General features: G+C 68.6%; 17 protein-coding genes and 1 riboswitch. Of the genes, 7 read left to right on the forward strand and 10 right to left on the reverse strand.

Annotated features, from left to right (window positions below; all coding sequences use genetic code 11):
• Window positions 1-5: 5 nt before the first annotated feature.
• From OG474_RS20560 to OG474_RS20570, 3 genes are read right to left on the reverse strand one after another with little or no spacing between them, the layout of a single operon-like run.
• Window positions 6-1,142 carry an ROK family protein gene (locus tag OG474_RS20560; RefSeq protein ID WP_405063957.1) on the reverse strand — a complete coding sequence of 379 codons (1,137 nt, stop codon included), beginning with the start codon at window positions 1,140-1,142 and terminating at the stop codon, window positions 6-8.
• A 30-nt stretch (window positions 1,143-1,172) separates the two neighbouring features.
• Complete coding sequence (locus OG474_RS20565; protein ID WP_405063958.1) at window positions 1,173-1,406, reverse strand: hypothetical protein; 234 nt, start codon at window positions 1,404-1,406, stop codon at window positions 1,173-1,175.
• Entirely contained in the window at window positions 1,406-2,107 is a 702-nt protein-coding gene (locus OG474_RS20570) for a GAF and ANTAR domain-containing protein (protein ID WP_405063959.1), read from the reverse strand. The genes OG474_RS20565 and OG474_RS20570 overlap by 1 nt, the downstream gene beginning before the upstream one ends.
• A 104-nt stretch (window positions 2,108-2,211) precedes the next feature.
• Here OG474_RS20570 and nhaA point away from each other — a divergent pair, with 104 nt between their 5' ends.
• Both nhaA and OG474_RS20580 read left to right on the forward strand, forming a co-directional pair.
• Complete coding sequence (gene nhaA, locus OG474_RS20575) at window positions 2,212-4,095, forward strand: Na+/H+ antiporter NhaA (protein ID WP_405063960.1); 1,884 nt, start codon at window positions 2,212-2,214, stop codon at window positions 4,093-4,095.
• Between the two features lie 64 nt (window positions 4,096-4,159).
• Entirely contained in the window at window positions 4,160-4,591 is a 432-nt protein-coding gene (locus OG474_RS20580) for a rhodanese-like domain-containing protein (RefSeq protein ID WP_405063961.1), read from the forward strand.
• Here the strand turns inward: OG474_RS20580 and OG474_RS20585 are convergent.
• Together OG474_RS20585 and OG474_RS20590 are read right to left on the reverse strand one after the other, a co-directional pair.
• Entirely contained in the window at window positions 4,588-5,088 is a 501-nt protein-coding gene (locus OG474_RS20585) for a tetratricopeptide repeat protein (RefSeq protein WP_405063962.1), read from the reverse strand. The two genes, OG474_RS20580 and OG474_RS20585, sit on opposite strands and share 4 nt — an antisense overlap.
• Complete coding sequence (locus OG474_RS20590) at window positions 5,085-6,359, reverse strand: FAD-binding oxidoreductase (RefSeq protein ID WP_405063963.1); 1,275 nt, start codon at window positions 6,357-6,359, stop codon at window positions 5,085-5,087. The genes OG474_RS20585 and OG474_RS20590 overlap by 4 nt, the downstream gene beginning before the upstream one ends.
• 46 nt (window positions 6,360-6,405) lie before the next feature.
• Between OG474_RS20590 and OG474_RS20595 the strand changes: the two genes are divergently transcribed.
• Both OG474_RS20595 and OG474_RS20600 read left to right on the forward strand, forming a co-directional pair.
• A complete protein-coding gene (locus OG474_RS20595; protein WP_405063964.1) occupies window positions 6,406-7,809 on the forward strand; it encodes a PLP-dependent aminotransferase family protein in 1,404 nt (467 codons plus the stop codon).
• Between the two features lie 52 nt (window positions 7,810-7,861).
• Window positions 7,862-8,605, forward strand: a complete 744-nt coding sequence (locus tag OG474_RS20600; protein WP_405063965.1) for a GNAT family N-acetyltransferase — start codon at window positions 7,862-7,864, stop codon at window positions 8,603-8,605.
• On the opposite strand, the gene OG474_RS20605 is transcribed toward OG474_RS20600, so the two are convergent.
• A complete protein-coding gene (locus OG474_RS20605) occupies window positions 8,595-9,515 on the reverse strand; it encodes an MBL fold metallo-hydrolase (RefSeq protein WP_405063966.1) in 921 nt (306 codons plus the stop codon). The two genes, OG474_RS20600 and OG474_RS20605, sit on opposite strands and share 11 nt — an antisense overlap.
• A gap of 118 nt (window positions 9,516-9,633) precedes the next feature.
• Between OG474_RS20605 and OG474_RS20610 the strand changes: the two genes are divergently transcribed.
• Both OG474_RS20610 and OG474_RS20615 read left to right on the forward strand, forming a co-directional pair.
• Window positions 9,634-10,497 carry a LysR family transcriptional regulator gene (locus OG474_RS20610; protein WP_405063967.1) on the forward strand — a complete coding sequence of 288 codons (864 nt, stop codon included), beginning with the start codon at window positions 9,634-9,636 and terminating at the stop codon, window positions 10,495-10,497.
• Window positions 10,494-11,366, forward strand: coding sequence for a serine hydrolase (locus OG474_RS20615; RefSeq protein WP_405063968.1), 873 nt, complete (start codon window positions 10,494-10,496; stop codon window positions 11,364-11,366). The genes OG474_RS20610 and OG474_RS20615 overlap by 4 nt, the downstream gene beginning before the upstream one ends.
• Here the strand turns inward: OG474_RS20615 and OG474_RS20620 are convergent.
• Window positions 11,359-11,748, reverse strand: coding sequence for a RidA family protein (locus OG474_RS20620; RefSeq protein WP_405063969.1), 390 nt, complete (start codon window positions 11,746-11,748; stop codon window positions 11,359-11,361). The genes OG474_RS20615 and OG474_RS20620 overlap by 8 nt on opposite strands.
• Before the next feature lie 57 nt (window positions 11,749-11,805).
• On the opposite strand from OG474_RS20620, the gene OG474_RS20625 reads away from it, so the two are divergent.
• Window positions 11,806-14,139: a hypothetical protein gene (locus tag OG474_RS20625; RefSeq protein WP_405063970.1), complete on the forward strand. Its 2,334-nt coding sequence runs from the start codon at window positions 11,806-11,808 to the stop codon at window positions 14,137-14,139.
• Here the strand turns inward: OG474_RS20625 and OG474_RS20630 are convergent.
• From OG474_RS20630 to thiS, 3 genes are all read right to left on the reverse strand, one after another.
• Window positions 14,136-14,903 carry a GNAT family N-acetyltransferase gene (locus OG474_RS20630; protein WP_405063971.1) on the reverse strand — a complete coding sequence of 256 codons (768 nt, stop codon included), beginning with the start codon at window positions 14,901-14,903 and terminating at the stop codon, window positions 14,136-14,138. The genes OG474_RS20625 and OG474_RS20630 overlap by 4 nt on opposite strands.
• Window positions 14,904-14,905: 2 nt before the next feature.
• The gene (locus OG474_RS20635; RefSeq protein WP_405063972.1) at window positions 14,906-15,682 is read right to left on the reverse strand and encodes a thiazole synthase; all 777 of its coding nucleotides are present in this window, start codon (window positions 15,680-15,682) and stop codon (window positions 14,906-14,908) included.
• Between the two features lies 1 nt (window position 15,683).
• Window positions 15,684-15,914, reverse strand: coding sequence for a sulfur carrier protein ThiS (gene thiS / locus OG474_RS20640; protein WP_405063973.1), 231 nt, complete (start codon window positions 15,912-15,914; stop codon window positions 15,684-15,686).
• Window positions 15,904-16,019, reverse strand: a riboswitch (TPP riboswitch). (Overlaps the previous gene by 11 nt.)
• Window positions 16,020-16,089: the final 70 nt, after the last annotated feature.

A 16,089-nucleotide genomic window follows, 5' to 3' on the forward strand; every position in this document is an offset into this window, starting at 1 on the left:
GTTAGTCAGTTACCAAGAACGAAGGTCTGGATCGCGATCACCGCGCCGCCGCGGGCCCACTCGGTGAAGTCGGCCGGCTGCAGCACCATCGGCAGCTCGGCGCCGGAGGGGTGCCGGTCGGCGTGCAGGCCGGCCAGCAGGTCGGTCCGGGCGACCTCGGCGAGCCGGACGCCTTCGCCGCCGAGGACCACGAGCTCGGGCATGGTGAAGTTCGCGGCCGCGGCGATCAGCCTGCCCAGGGCATGGCCGGCCTCGCTGATCAGCGGCTGCACGGCCGGGTCGCCCTTGGCCGCCAGGTCCAGGCACTCTTCATAATCGACTTCCCGCCCGAGCAAGGAGCCGACCCGGCCGGTGATCGAGCCGACCGTCAGCAGGCTGATCGCACAACCGCGATGCCCGCGATCGCACGGCGGTCCGTCCGGGACGAGCGGGTGGTGCCCGATCAGGCCGATGCTGGTGTCCGGGCTCTCGACCGTCCGGTTGTGGACGACCAGCGCGTAGCCGACGCCGGCGCCGATGGTGATCAGCACGAACCGGTCGGTCCCACGGCCGGCCCCGAACCAGTGGGTCGCCTCGGTGAGCGCGTTGAGATCGTTCGCCACCACGATCGGCGTACCGGTCCTGCCTGCGAGCAGGTCGCCGAACGGCACGTCGACCCAGTCCAGGTACGGCGCCCAGCGGACCTCGTTCCCGTCCACGACCCGTCCACCCAGCGTCACGCCCACCCCGGTGATCGGGCCGGGAGAACGTTCGGCGAGGTCGTCGGTCAGCTCCAGCACCAGGTCGACCACGGCGGACGGCGTGTGGTCGGTGAGCGGTCGCTCCAGACTCGCAATGACCTCGGCCCGCAACGTCGTCAGTACGCCGATCGCCCGGTCACCGGTCAGTTTGATCCCGACGAAGTGATGGGCGGCCGGATCCAGATCGAGCGGCTGTGACGGCCGCCCGACCCGAGCATCGGTGATCTCGGTGATGACCTCGACCAGCAGCCCCGACTCGACCATTGGCTTCGTCAGCCGGGTCAGACTCCCTGGCGAGAGCCCCACCCGCCGGGACAGCTCGGCGCGCGACAGCGGCCCGTCCAGCAGGATTTCCAGAGCTACCTGCCGGGAAGGCCCCATCAACGGCTGCCAACTCCCCATCCCGACAGCCTACGGCGCTCACCCGCCCCGCTAGGCGTCCTGCTCGCGGGCGAGATCGCGTTGCAGGCGGCGGAGGCGGGTGCTGCGGCTGCTTGTTGCGGCGAGCGTGAAGACGGCGCCGAGCATCACGAGGAGGCCGGGCATCGGGTGCGAGATCGCGAAGAGCAGCACCGCACCGGCCACGAGCAGGAGGCCGGTAGCGATCCGCAGCCGGATGATGTCCGTCCGCAGCCGCCGCGCCTCCCACACCTGCTCGACCGTCATCAGTGCGGGAGTTTGCGGGTGTCGATCAGTTGCTGGGCCACGTCGCGAAGTTTGGTGTTGGTGTCCTGGGAGTAGCGCTTGAGGATGGCGAAGGCGCGGTCGCCGTCGACGTCGAAGCGCTCCATCAGGATGCCCATCGCCTGGCCGACGAGCTTGCGGGCGTCGACCGCCTGCGCCATCGTCTCCTCGTGCCGGGCCGAGGCCACGGCGACCGAGGCGTGCCGGGCGAGGATGTGCGCGATCGCCTCGTCGTCCTCGCTGAACGCGTCCGGCTCGGGACTGTAGAGACCCAGTACGCCGACGGTCTGCCGGGCCGCGTCACCGGTCGTCAGCGGTACGTCGAGGGTGCTGCGGACGCCGAGTGCCGCGACCTCGGTGGTCCAGTCGGGCCAGCGGCCGTCGGTCTCGGTGTCGCGGATCAGGATCGTGGTCCGGTCCCGCAGGGCGGTCACCAGCGGGCCGACGTCACTGCGCAGCTGCAGGTCGTAGACGTTGGCAACGACCGGATCGGTCACCGCCGCGATCTCCGGGCTCCCGCCGCGTGTGTAGAGCGCGACTCCGGCGTACGTGCAATTCAGTGCCTGCAGCGCGAACTGGACGACGGCATCGATCGTCTCCTCGACCCCAGGGGCGTCGTGCAGCTCGATGGCCAGCCGCGCGAACGCATCCGCTGAGGTAGCGGTGAGTTCCTGCTCGGTCAACGGGGCTCCCAATGGTTTCAACTGCGCCTGAACACCCGGGCAGGGGGTGTCCGCAGGAGACATCATGCAGCCTCAACCCTGGATTGCGGCAGTAGGGTGACGACATGGCGGACTTCCCGGCCTTGTTGAGCGGCCGGACGAATTGGCGACGGGAGTTCGCGGCTCCGATGCGCAGCTTCCTGCGCACCGAGGCCGGTAGCTCCGGAGTGCTCGCGGCGGCGATCGTGCTGGCCCTGCTCTGGGCGAACCTGGCCCCGGATTCGTATGACGGTTTCTGGCGGACCGACCTCTCTTTCGAGCTCGGTCACCATGCGTTCGGGCTGGATCTGCGGGAGTGGATCAACAGCGGTCTGATGACGCTGTTCTTCCTGGTGGTCGGCCTGGAGGCGCGGCGCGAGTTCGACCTCGGCGACCTGCGGGACCGCAGCCGGTTCGTGCTGCCGGTGCTTGCCGGTGTCTCCGGGATGGCCGCGCCGGTGCTGATCTACCTGGCCTTCAACCTCGGCACGGACACCGCGCACGGCTGGGGCGTCGCGATGTCGACCGACACCGCGCTCGCGCTCGGTCTGCTCGCGCTGGTCGGCCGTGGGGTTCCGGATCGGGTCCGGGTCTTCCTGCTGACCGTGTTCGTGGTCGACGATCTGCTGGCGCTGGTCGTGATCGCCGTGATCTACAGCGAGAACATCGACCTGATGCCGCTGATGATCGCGATCGTGGCCTTCGGGGTCGTCCTCACCCTCGCGCTGCTCCGCGTCCGCAAACCCTGGGTGTACGTCGTTCTGGGCGTGATCACGTGGGCCGCCCTGCTCACGAGTGGCGTCGACCCGGTCGTCGCCGGACTGGCCATCGGCCTGACCGCACCGGCGTACTCGCCCGGTCGGGAGGAGCTCGAGCAGGCGAGCGGGCTGTTCCGGGTCTTCCGGGAGCAGCCGACACCCGAGCTGGCCCGGTCGGCGACCGTCGGCCTGACCGCGACGATCTCGCCGAACGAGCGGCTGCAGTTCCTCTACCACCCGTGGACGAGCTACCTGATCGTGCCGCTGTTCGGCCTGGCCAATGCCGGAGTGACCATCGACGCGGACTTCCTCGGGCGGGCGTTCACCTCGCCGGTCACGCTCGGCATCGTGGTCGGGTACGTGGTCGGCAAGCCGGTCGCGGTCACGGTGGTCTCCTGGCTGCTGGACCGCTTCTCCGGCGGCCGGTACGGACCGCAGGTCGGCTGGGCGGCCGTGGTCGGCAGCGGCACGATCGCCGGCATCGGCTTCACCGTCTCCTTGCTGATAGCAACGATCGCGTTCGACGGCCCGGCCCTGGCCGAGGCCAAGATCGGGCTGCTCTCGGCCGTGGTGGTGTCGGCAGCGCTGACCTGGCTGGTGTTCCGGGCCGTGAAGCTGTTGAGTCCGGCGAAGAAGGCGCTCGCACTGCTCGGCCGGGCCGAGGAGCTGGTCGACCTCGTCGACCCGATCGACCCCGAGCTGGATCACGTCCGTGGTCCCGAGACCGCCACGGTGACGCTCGTCGAGTACGGCGACTTCGAGTGCCCGTACTGCGGGATCGCGGAGCCCGTCGTACGGGATCTTCTGCATGACGACGACCTGCGGTACGTGTGGCGGCATCTGCCGTTGTCGGACGTGCATCCGCGGGCGCAGATCGCGGCCGAGGTGGCCGAGGCCGCGCATGAGCAGGGTGCGTTCTGGGAGATGCACGACCTGCTGCTGTCCAACCAGGAGAACCTGCAGCCCAAGGACCTGATGTCGTACGCCGAGCAGCTCGGCCTCGACAACCAGCGGATCCACGACGAGGTGAAGCGGCATGTCGCCGCGGCTCGGGTGGCGCGGGATGTGGAGTCGGCCGACCTCAGTGGTGTGTCCGGGACACCGACCTTCTTCATCAACGGACAGCGGCACTACGGCGCGTACGACGTGGAGACGCTGAAGACCGCGATCAAGGTGGCGCGGGCCCGCGCTCGGATCAATCGCCCTGGCTGAATCTTGTTGTACTAGGTCATTTCTGCCACTGTTCTCGCTGATCCGCATCGCTGACGCTGAGGACATGACTGAACAGACCGCAGCCGTGGCCCACTTCGCCGGACGCCTTGCCTACGAGACCGATGTATCCGATGTGGCGACCGACGTCGGCGCCGGTACGACGGGTTGGGTGCTGATCGACAGTCGCAGCCATGAGAGCTGGGACCAGGGCCATGTCCCGGGCGCGATCCACCTGCCGACCCGGGAGATCGCCGAGCGTGCGAGCGCCGTCGTACCGGCTGGGATTCGGGTGGTGACCTACTGCTGGGGGCCCGGGTGCAACGGCGCGACCCGGGCGGCGCTGGAGTTCGCGAAGCTGGGGTATCCGGTCAAGGAGATGATCGGCGGCTTCGAGTACTGGGCTCGCGAAGGCCTCCCGGTCGAGACCGCCGACGGCATCAACCGCCGGCTATCGGACCCGCTCACCGCACCTCGCGGTGTCGCCTGCGCCTGCTAGAGATTGGCGAGGTACTCGGCGTTGCCGCGGATGGCGGCCTCGTAGCGCTTGATCTCCGGGGTCTCCAGGCGGTCGGCGATCACCAGGAGCAGGCTGGCGAGCGCCTTGTCCTTGCGGTCGGCCGCGTGCAAGGTCAGAGCCTTGAACACCCGCAGCGAGTCCGACTCCGGGAACTCGGCGCACGCCTTCTTGAACACGTCCAGCGAGTCGTCGAACCGGTCCAGGTTGCGCAGCGTGCTCCCGTACTGCAGTAGGCACTTCCGGCGGGTCTCGCCGCTCAGCCCGGGCAGAGCCTGCTCGTAGAACCCGACGGCCTTCTCCTCCTGGCCGGCGGTGTCGTAGGAGCCGCCGACCTCGTAGAGCACGTACGGGTTGTCCGGGTGCTCGACGAGCAGTGCCTCGAAGAAGTCGATCGTGGGCTGCATGTTCTCCCGGTCGCGCCGGGAGAAGCCTGCCTCGATCGTCGCCGCCAACTCAGGCGTCAGTTCGGTTGTCACCCCACCAGTATTGCCGGGGTGATGTTCTGATTCAGGTGGAACAGGTTCGCCGGGTCGTATTTCGCCTTGAGCTCGGCCAGCCGGGCGAGCTTCTCCGGCGGGAACGCGCGGTGGATCGCCTCGCCGTTGAGCGTGTTCACATAAGCCCCTTGCGCGTATGGCGTGAGCGCGGCGGCGTACTGGCGGACCTGGCTGATCCGGGCCTCGTCGTCGGCCGGGTCCTCCCAGCGCGCGGACGTGACGAACTCGAACAGGGTGTCCCGGTGGCTGAAGGCCGCGTCGCTGTCGGGGGTGTCGGCGATCGCGCCGCCGTAGGCCTGCAGGCTTCCGGAGACGCCGGGGGTGTTGATGAGCGCCTTGATCGCTTCATCGGGCAGCGACTTGAAGTAGTGGCCCTTCCAATAGCGGCGGAAGCGATGACCTTGGATGCTGTCGTCCCGCGTCTGCAGGGTCAGGTAGGGCATCGCTTCCACGTACTCCTTCTGCACGGGACCAAGGGCCCGGAACTGGGGCAGCAGTTCGCTGCCGAGCGGGCCGACCCAGACGTAGCCGAGGGTGACGCCGTCCGGCGTGATCGAGGCGGTGAAGGTCGCCTCCCGCGGCGCGGTCCGGTTGAGCTCACGCCAACCCCGCAAGGCGTCGTACGCCGCCTCGAGCGGATAGGTGAACTCGGCAACCAATGCGCGGGTGCCGATCTCGTGCAGCCGGAACTCGAACGAAGTGACGACGCCGAAGTTGCCGCCGCCACCGCGCAGTCCCCAGAACAGGTCGGCGTTCTCCTCGGCGGTCGCCCGAACCACGTCGCCGGCCGCGGTGACCACCTCGTACGCCGTGACGTTGTCGCAGGCCAGCCCGAATCGACGGGCCAGCCAGCCCATCCCGCCGCCGAGCGTGAGCCCGCCGACTCCGGTGTGCGAGACGTTGCCCGCGGTCGTCGCCAGGCCGTAGCGCTGGGCGGCACGGTCGAGTTCGCCGAGCAGCGCGCCGCCCTGGACGAAGGCGGTCTGGCGTTCGAGGTCGATCTCGACCGTGTTCATCGGGGTCAGGTCGATCATCAGCCCGCCGTCCGGGACGGCCAGGCCGGCGATGTTGTGACCGCCGCAGCGAACCGCGAGCTCGAGGTTCTGCGTGCGGGCGAGGCGGACTGCCTCCACCACGTCGGCGGTCGTCGTACAGCGCGCGATCACGTCCGGCCGGCGGTCGATCATCGCGTTCCAGATCGAGCGGGCCGCGTCGTACCCGTGATCTCCGGGGTGCAGAAAGGTCGTCATGCCTCCACCCTGACAGCGCAGCGGTACTCCGATAAGGTCCAGTTTCGTGACCCGAATCAGGACCAGTTCCGGTGAGCTACTGATCGAGCTCCAGCGCTCAGGTGGTGCGCCGCTGCATCAGCAGCTGGAGAGCGGGATCCGCGCCCGGATCCGCGAGGGGCTGTTGCGGGCGGGTGCGGTGATGCCGTCGACCCGGTCGTTCGCCGAGGATCTGGGGTTGTCCCGAGGCGTGGTGGTCGAGGCGTACCAGCAGTTGGTGGCCGAGGGATACCTGGTCAGCCGGGGCGGTGGGTACACCGAGGTCGCGGAGGTTGCTGCGGTCTCGGCTTCGGACGTGGGGTTGGTGCCGGACGGCGAGGCGCGGATCGACTTCCGCTACAGCCGGCCGGATGTCTCGCAGTTTCCCCGAGCAGCCTGGTTGCGGTCGGTGCGCCGGGTGCTGAACGAAACGCCGTACCGGAGTCTTGCCTACTTGGACGGGCTCGGGACGGTCGAGCTGCGGACGGCGCTGGCGGACTACCTCAACCGAGTCCGCGGTACGGCGGCGCGGCCGGAGCACATGCTGATCTGCAACGGGTTCGCGCAGGGGTCGCGGTTGCTGCTGAAGGTCCTTGCTGCCCAGGGATATCGGTGCCTCGCGGTCGAGGATCCGTCCGACGACGATCTGCGCCGGACGGCCGCGGAGGCCGGGTTGACGGCGGTCGGCGTACCGGTTCTCGACGGTGGGGTTGATGTCGAGGCGCTCGAGCGGTCGGGGGCGGACGTCGTACTGGTGACTTCGGCGCACCAGTTTCCGACCGGGGTGGTGATGTCGGCGGAGACGCGGGCCGCGCTGGTGGCGTGGGCCGCGCGGCGGGACGGGCTGGTGATCGAGGACGACTACGACGCTGAGTTCCGGTATGACCGGGAGCCGATCGGTGCGGTGCAGGGGTTGGCTCCGGATCGGGTCGCGTACATCGGGACGGCGAGCAAGACCTTGGCGCCGGGGCTGCGGCTGGGGTGGATGATTCTGCCGCCGCGCTTGGTCGAGGTGATGTCGCAGGCGAAGCTGATGGACGATCGCGGGTCGCCGGTGCTCGATCAGCTGACCTTCGCGGACTTCGTGGCGCACGGTGAGTTCGATCGGCACCTGCGCCGGATGCGACCGCGGTACCGGTTGCTGCGGGACACGTTGATGGAGCGGCTCGCGCTACGGGTGCCCGAGCTGGAGCCGATCGGGATCTCGGCCGGGCTACATGTGATGGCGTTCTTGCCCGAGGGGATGACCGAGTCCGCGATCCAGGTGGCCGCTCTCTCCCGCGGGCTCGGCGTCTACGGGTTGGCGCCGTACTGGGTGACGCCGCCGGGGCCGGCCGGGCTGGTCTTCGGGTACGGCGGGTTGAGCGTGAGCTCGGTGATCGAGGGGGTCGATCTGCTGGCCGAGGCGATCGCGGCTGCTCGACGATCGTGAATAACTATTCAATACATTGCAATTCGATCCTAGGAGTTCTACTCTCGGTGAGGTGATCACCGCAGCTGGAATCGACCACCTGATGAACCGGGGCTGGCCTGCCGCGCACAGCACCGAGCTCGACGGCTGGCTGGTCCGACGAGCGGCCGGTGTCACCCTGCGGGCGAACTCGGTGCTCCCGGCCGGAGCGCCGTACGATCTCGGTAGGGCCTTGGACTACGTGGAAACGCTGTACCAGGCGCACGGCATCACGCCGTCCTTCCAGATCAGCCCGGCGGCCCAGCCGACCGATCTCGACGCCCAGTTGGCGGCTCGCGGTTATCAGGTGAAGAATCCGACGCTCGTCCAGTGCGCGGCCGTCGCCGACGTCCTGGCCGCGCTGCCGGTGCCGATGGGCGAGGTGAATATTTCCTCGGTCGCCGACGATGCGTGGACGGAGTTCTGGTGGCAGCACGACGGCCGCGGCGGCTCCGCCGAACGAGCCGTCGCCCGCCAGATCCTCGACCGCGGCTCGGCCCTCTATGCCCGCATCATGGTCGGCGACCAGATCGCCGCGATCGGCCGCCTGGCCCTCGTCGACGACTGGTCCGGCCTCTACTGCATCGCCGTCGACCCAGCCTTCCGCCGCCAGGGCCTGGCCCAAGCTGTCATCCACGGCCTGTTGCTGGAGGCAACAACCAGCGGCATCGGCCAGGTCTTCCTTTCGGTCCTCGCCGACAACACCGCCGCCCGCACCCTCTACCACCGCTTCGCTTTCAGCACGGTCTCCCGCTACCACTACCGGATCAAAGACTGATCTTCTGCAGCAGGTCGAGGAGTACGAACCGGGCGCCGGTCTTCTCGACGGAGGTGCGGAGCGGGGTCAGGTCGGTCCAGGGGACGCCGGGTTCGGCGAGGGGTTTGTCGAAGTCGTCCCAGTGGGTGGCCAAGGCGGTGGGGACCGGCTTGATGGTTTCGAGGAGGCGGTCGGTGACGCCCGGTTCGCCGCCGGGGGCCACCAGGACGACGTCGACCTGGAGGTCGCGGAGCGCGTGCGGGTCGAAGTTCGCCGTACTGAGGCTGAGGATGCGCAGGCCGCCGATCGTGATGACGTAGGCGAGGGTGCCGCCTTCGACCAGGTCCTCGATCACGCGCGGACGCGGCGGTACGGCGTCCTGGTGGTAGCCGGGGTAGGCGTAGGTATGGCGTTTGCCGCCGCACGAATGCAGCGAGGGGTAGACCTCGACGGTGAAGCCGTCGAACACCAGGTACTCGCCGCCGCGGACCGGGGACAGCAGATCGGCCTGGGTGCGCATCGCCTTCAGCAGGTTGACGTGCGTCTGGGTGCCGAGCACGGTCGCCTGAGTTTTCGCGGCGACGTACGGGACGTCGGACAGGTGGTCGTAGTGGCCGTGATGGACCAGGATCGCGTCTGCCTTGCCGAGGTGCTTGTCGATGACGGTCTTGTCGATGACCAGCTTGGTCTTCGGGTCGGCGCCTTCCGGGGTGAAGGTGCCGGTATGGAAGCGGGTCAGCCACGGGTCGGTGAGGACGACGTGCTCACCGCAGCGGATCTGCCAGGCGTGTGTGCCGAACCAGGTGAACTCCACCGGCGTACGGCGTTCCTTCGGCTTGCCAGGTGTTTCGGCACTCGCGGGCCGGCCGATCACGCCCGCTGCTCCGACCGCCGCCGCGCCTGCGAGCATGCCTCGTCGCGTCACCTTCACTGCGTTCTCCTCTCACCGTTCCGGAGGCTTCAGTCAAGGTGAGGGGATCGCGGTGTGTCGAATATGCTTTCAGGCATGAAGCGAGTGTCTGGGGATATCACCGCAGGTCAGCAGGGTCATGCTGACTGAACGGCACCTGCAGATCTTTATCGCGCTCGCCGAGGAGCAGCACTTCGGCGACGCGGCGCGGGTCGTCGGGATCACCCAGCCACCGCTGTCCCAGGGCCTGCGCCGGCTGGAGGCGCTGGTCGGGGCGAAGCTGTTCGAACGCGGTTCGGGTGGGGTCGAGCTGACGCCCGCGGGGACCGCGCTGCTGCCGTTCGCGCGGCGAGCGCTGACCTCGATCGAGGAGCTTCATCAGGCTGCGGTCGCTCGCGATCCGGAGGGTCCGGAGATTCGCCTCGGTCTCGCTCCCGAGGTCCCACCGGGTGCTGGTGCCGCAGTGGCCGCAGCCTGCGGGGCAGCAGTCCCCGGAAGTCGAGTGACGGTCGTGACGGCGCCGACCAGCTCACTCGTCGGCCAGGTCTCAGCGGGCAGGTTGACGCTGGCCGTCGTACTGCATCCAACCGTGCTGGACGGTCTAGCGGCTGGGCCGGTCCAATTGCTGCCGACCTGGGCACTCGCGCCTGCTGGTCTCGCTGCTGACTCGGTTGTCGAGTTGAAGATGTTGCGCGGTCTGCCGGTGGCGGTTCGGCCGCGGGCGGAGGCGCCGGCGGCTCGGGATCTGTTCCTGGACACGCTCGCGATGCATCGGCCGGATGGTGGAACCGTGGTGGTGACCGATGAGCGGGCCGGGCTTGCGATGGCGGCGGCTGGGCAGGCGATCGTGATGACCGCCGACCCATCGCTTGCCGCGCCCGGCGTCGAGCGGCATCGGTTGACCGGCGATCCGCTGCCGACCCGGTTGCGCTTGGTGTGGTCGCACGACCGGACTCCGTTCGCCAGCCCGGCTGACCTGACCACGGCGTTGGTGACGCCGTGAACGCCCGGATCCGAGCAGTCTTCGAGGACGCCGGCGTACGCGGCTGGCTGCATGCGGTCGCGCTCGATTCCCCCGAGTCGACCGTCTCCCTCGACGCGGACGCCGTCGTACCGATGGCGTCGGTCTACAAACTCCCTTTGCTGGCTGGCTTCTGCCGCTTGGTCGACGAGGGCGAGCTGGATCCCCGCGCGCAGCTGACGCTCGAGCCGTCGTCCCGGACCCCCGGCCCGACCGGCCTGTCGATCCTCGCCGACCCTGTGACGATGTCGCTCCGCGATCTGGCCGTGTCGATGATGACGGTCTCCGACAATGCCGCCGCCGACGCGCTGCTCACCGTCATCGGGCTGGAGCGTCTCGCCGAGCTGCTGGAATCCTTCGGCCTGCGACGAACCTCGGTACGGCGGGGGACCGCGGCCAACCTGCTCGACCTGCAACGCCGTACCGGACTCGACGATCCGGATGCGGCCCTCGCCGTACTGGCTGACAACAACCGCACCACACCCGACGGGGTGTATGAAGCGGCCAACGCCTCGGCCAGCACCCCGCGCGACATGACGTTGCTGCTCAGCCGGCTCTGGGCGGGCGAACTGCTCTCCACCGCTCAGACCGACTTCGTGAAGGCGGCGATGCACCGGCAGATCTTCCAGCACCGCCTCGGTTCCGGCTTCCCGCACGACGCCATTCGCGTCGCAGGCAAGACCGGAACCTTCGGCGCCCTCCGGCACGAGGTCGGTGTCGTCACCCTTCCGGCCGGTGACGCCTACGCGGTCGCCGTCTTCACGCTCACCGCCCGCGTCGACTCCCGCCAGCCGCGCGCCGATTCCACCATCGGCCTCGCCGCGCAGCTGGCCGTGAACGAACTCAGATAACGGCGTATGCCTCGATCTCGATCAGTGCCTCAGGGCTGAACAACGCAACCACCTGTACGGCGGTGCTCGCCGGCCGCGGGCCGCTACCGAGGTGCTCGTCCCGGACTTTGCGCAGTGCCAGAAGGTTGGCCATGTCGGTCAGGTAGAAGTTCAGCTTCACCACGTTCGCCCAGGTGGCTCCCGCAGCCTTCAACGCGGCCTCCAGGTTGGCGAACACCTGCCGGGTCTGGGCCTCCGCATCGCCCTTGCCGACGAGATTGCCGTCCGCATCGAGGGCAACCTGGCCGGCGATCGCGACCCATTGGCCGGGTCCGGTCACCACATGGCTGTAGCCGTTGCCCGGCGCAACACCCTCAGGCTTCGGATATTCGAGCGTACCCATTCATCCTCCATCAAACAGTGATCTTCGGTTACCCCTTGGCAGCCTAGGCTCGCGACCGTGAAGATCTCCAGGCTGCTCATCGCGCTCGTGGTGCTGGCGACACCGTTGGTAGCAACGGCATCCGCCGCGGCATTCCTGCCGGTCGATCCAGGCACGGCCGGGAAGTACCGGGTCGAGGTCGGTGACTACAACCTGGGTGATCGGGTGGTCGACATCCCGGCGTTCAAGATCAAGAGCGAGCTGGCCGGGCGATCGTATTCGCCGATCGGGGCACCCGGGCGGCGGCCGCTGGTGCTGTTCCTGCACGGCATCCACCTGACCTGCTACGCCAAGGACGTCGACCCGGGTGACCTGATGGAGTGGCCGTGCCCGAAGGGGACGAAGTCGATCCCGAGCTACGCCGGATACGACGCTCCGGCGAAGGCACTCGCCAGTCACGGCTACCAGGTGGTCTCGATCAGCGCGAACGCCATCAACATCGCGGACTTCGACACCCAGATGACCGGCTCGCTGGCCCGCGCCCAGCTGGTGATCGCCCACCTCAAGCTCTGGCAACGCTGGTCCACCCACGCCGACGGGCCCTTCGGCCGCAAGTTCCTCGGCAAGCTCGACCTTCGGCGCGTCGGCCTGATGGGTCATTCCCGCGGTGGTGAGGGCGTCGCTCGCGCGGTCCAGTTGAACGCGGACCTCGGGGAACCGTTCGGTATCCGCGCGGTCCTGCTGCTCGCTCCCGGCGGCTACCTGCGGCCGAACCTGCCCGGGGTCGCGATGAGCGTGATCCTCCCGTACTGCGACGGCGACGTGGCAGACCTGTCCGGTCAGCGCTACTACGACGACACCCGGTACTCGATGACCGGCGATCCCGCGGCGCGGTCGACCGTGCTGATGATGGGTGCCAACCACAACTTCTTCAACACCGAATGGACGCCGGGCCGCTCGGTCTCGCCGACAACGGACGACTGGACCGCCGACGCCAAGGCCGAACCCTGCGGCTCGAAGTCGAAGCAACGGCTGACCGCGGTCGAGCAGGAGGCGGTCGGACGGGCTTATATGGCTGGGTTCTTCCGGCTCGAGCTCGGTCGGGAGACGGCGCTGCTGCCGCTGCTCGACGGATCCAACACGCCCGCTCGCTCAGCTGGTCGCGCGGTCGTTTCCGTGATGGCACAGTCGCCACATCGGTACGACGTCGCCCGCCTGGACGGGCCGGCCGGCGTACTGACCGGGGCTGCTCGGACCCGGGTCTGCTCGGCGGACTGCGTGCGCGACGGCTACTCGCGAACACCGCATTGGGTGGCCGAATCGCCGGTGGAGAATCTTGTCGCCGGGCGGGCGACGGAGCTGAGCTGGACCGGGACAACTGGACGGCTGCGCTTCGATCTGCCGGCTGGACGGCGCGACGTTCGGCAGTACTCCGTGCTGTCGTTGCGTGCGGCAACTGAACGGTCGACCGATCTTTCGGTCCGGTTGGTCGACGGTCACGGTCGGGTGGCCAGCGTGCCGGTATCCACGGTCAGTAAGGCGTTGCAGCCACTGCCGGGCAAGATCGCTTATCTGCTGCCGAAGGTGCTGATGCAGACGGTCCGGATCCCGCTGGCCGGTCTTGCGGTTGATCTCCGCGACGTGCGATCGGTGGAGATCCGGACCGATCGGGTTGCCCGAGGTACGGCGTACCTGGCTGATCTGTCGTTCTCGACTCCTGCGCTCAGTCAGTGGCGACCGCGGATGCTGCCGGTGCTGTCGGTCGCGGATGTGGACATGGTCGAGGGTGATTCCGGACCGCGGACGGCCGACTTCCAGGTGCGGATGTCGCGGGTCAGCCCGCGGCCGGTGACGTTCTGGGCGGAGCTGTCCGGGGATCTGAACAGTGACGTGGTGGGCGCGTTCCACGGCCGGGTGACGATTCCCGCCGGGCGTCGCTCGGTCACGATCAAGGTTCCGCTGCGCCCGAACAAGCGGGACGGGACGGACGAGGAGTTCATCATGGTGCTCGCCGGATCGACCGATGCGATGATCGGCCGGTCGCTCGCCCACGGGATTGTGCGCGACGACGATCCGACCCCAACGGTGACCATCGGACCGGGCGTCGGGATCGAGGGGCGTGGCGGTGTGGTCTTTCCGATGAAGCTGTCCGCCCCGTCGGATCGCACGGTCAATCTGACCGCCGAACTTCGCAGCGGTACGGCGAAACTCGGCGTCGACTTCGTCAACCCGCAGGAAGGCCTCTACCCGCAGATCGAACCAGGCCAGACAACCGGACAGTTCGTCGTACCGATCAAGGACGACAAACTCCGTGAGAAGGCCGAGACGTTCACGGTCGTGATCACGGCGGCGGACGGCGCCGTACTGAAGGTGCCTTATCGGGTGACGGGAACGATCCGCGACAACGACTAGCTCAACGGGAGCCGGTACGAACGCTGCTGGCCGTAGGAGACGAAGCCGAGCCGTTTGAGGATCGGGGAGCTCGTGGCGACTCGCCCCTGGGTGAGCGCCATCGTGGCGCCGTGCTCAACGGCGTAGGCCAACCGGACGGCCGTCAACGCGCGATAGATGCCGTGGCCCCGATACTCCTCGAGGACGGAGCCGCCCCAGATCCGCGCGACACCGTCGACCAGGTCGATGCCGGCGGCTCCGGCCGGGACGCCGTCCACATAGCCGACCAGCACGCCGCCGGCTTGCGCCTCGGTCTGCCTGCGGTAGGCGGCCAAGCGCGACGCGAGATCCTCGTCGGAGGCTCTGGAACCACCGAAGACTGTGGACGCCACCGCGTTGGCATCGCGGGCGATCTCCAGCTCGGTCACCCAGCGAGCCTCGAGCTCCGGTGCCTTGACCTCAGCGGGCAGAGCTAGGGCCAGTACGTCGGCAGTGTCGACGTACTCGGCGCCACGCTCCAGCAGCGCCTCGTCGAGGCCCGCGGGCGAACTGATCTTGACGTAGACGGACACCTCGGGCAGGCCATAGGTGGATGCTTTGGCAACCGCGTCATCCAGTACGGCGGCCGCCGGGCGCGTGGACTTGATCCACTGCACCTGCAGCGGATGGGGGAAGCGATCGGGGAGCCGGACCAGCCGGTACTCCGCGGTCTCCACGATCTCCGAGCCTTCCGGCGCCGGACCCATCCACGCGTCGTTGGCCGCCGCTACTGTCGCCAAGTCCATAGCTACTCCGAAGTCGGCAGTCCGGTTGTGGGGGAGGACGCCTGCGCGGAGTGCCAGCGGCGGGGGACTCGCCCTGCCAGCAAAGCGTTCCGGCCGGCGCTGACCGCGTCGCGCATCGCGGCCGCCATCAGGGCCGGCTTCTCCGCGCGGGTGACCGGGGTCGCCAGCATGACGGCTGCGCAGCCGAGCTCCATCGCCAGTGCCGCGTCGCTCGCCGTACCGAGGCCGGCGTCGACGATGACCGGGACGTTCGCGCCCTCGACGATCAGGGAGATGTTGTGCGGGTTGCGGATGCCGAGCGCGGAACCGATCGGTGCGGCCAGCGGCATCACGGCCGCGCAGCCGGCCTGCTCCAGGCGGCGGGCCAGGATCGGGTCGTCGTTCGTGTAGGGGAGCACGGTGAAGCCGTCGGCGACCAGGATGTCGACGGCGTCGAGCAGCTCGACCGGATCCGGCAGCAGCAGGTGGTCGTCGGCAACCACCTCGACCTTGATCAGATCGGTCCCCAGCGCCTCGCGCGCCAGCCGCGCGGTCAGCACGGCCTCCGCGGCGGTGTGACAGCCGGCCGTGTTCGGCAGGATCTCGATCCCGTGCCGCTTCAGCACATCGAGCACCGAACCCTCGTGCCCGGTGCCCAGCCGGCGCATCGCGACCGTGGTCAACTGGGTGCCGGAGGCAATCAATGCCTCCTCCATCACTTCCAGGTTGGCCGAACCGCCGGTGCCCATGATGAGCCGCGAGGAGTACGTGCGGCCGCCCAGCTCGAAGGGGTCGTCCATCTCAGCCTCCCTGGACCGCGCCGACGATCTCGACCCGGTCACCCGCGGTCAGGATCGTGGCGGCCCACTCGCCGCGGGTCAGCACACTCTGGTTCACCGCGACCGCGATCCCGGTCTGCCGGTCCGACATCTCCCGGACCAGCTCCGCGACCGACATCCCCGGTCCGCTGGTGGTCGCCGTACCGTTCACCCACACGGCGTGCTCGGCCGGTGACTCGTCGTACTGCGTCATGCGTCCTCCCTCCGTCGGAATTACCCGATTCAGGTTCAGCGGTCGGCGACGCCTGCTCTGTCGCCCTCTCAGCCCACTCCGGTGCGAGCTCCCGCGGTCTGGTTTCGACTTCCGTGTCCCGCAAACAATGTAGCTCGGCGCTATCGGCGCCCAGGCACGCACCTCGCGGCGCTTG

The organism is Kribbella sp. NBC_01505, from assembly GCF_045040285.1.
Lineage (GTDB): Bacteria > Actinomycetota > Actinomycetes > Propionibacteriales > Kribbellaceae > Kribbella.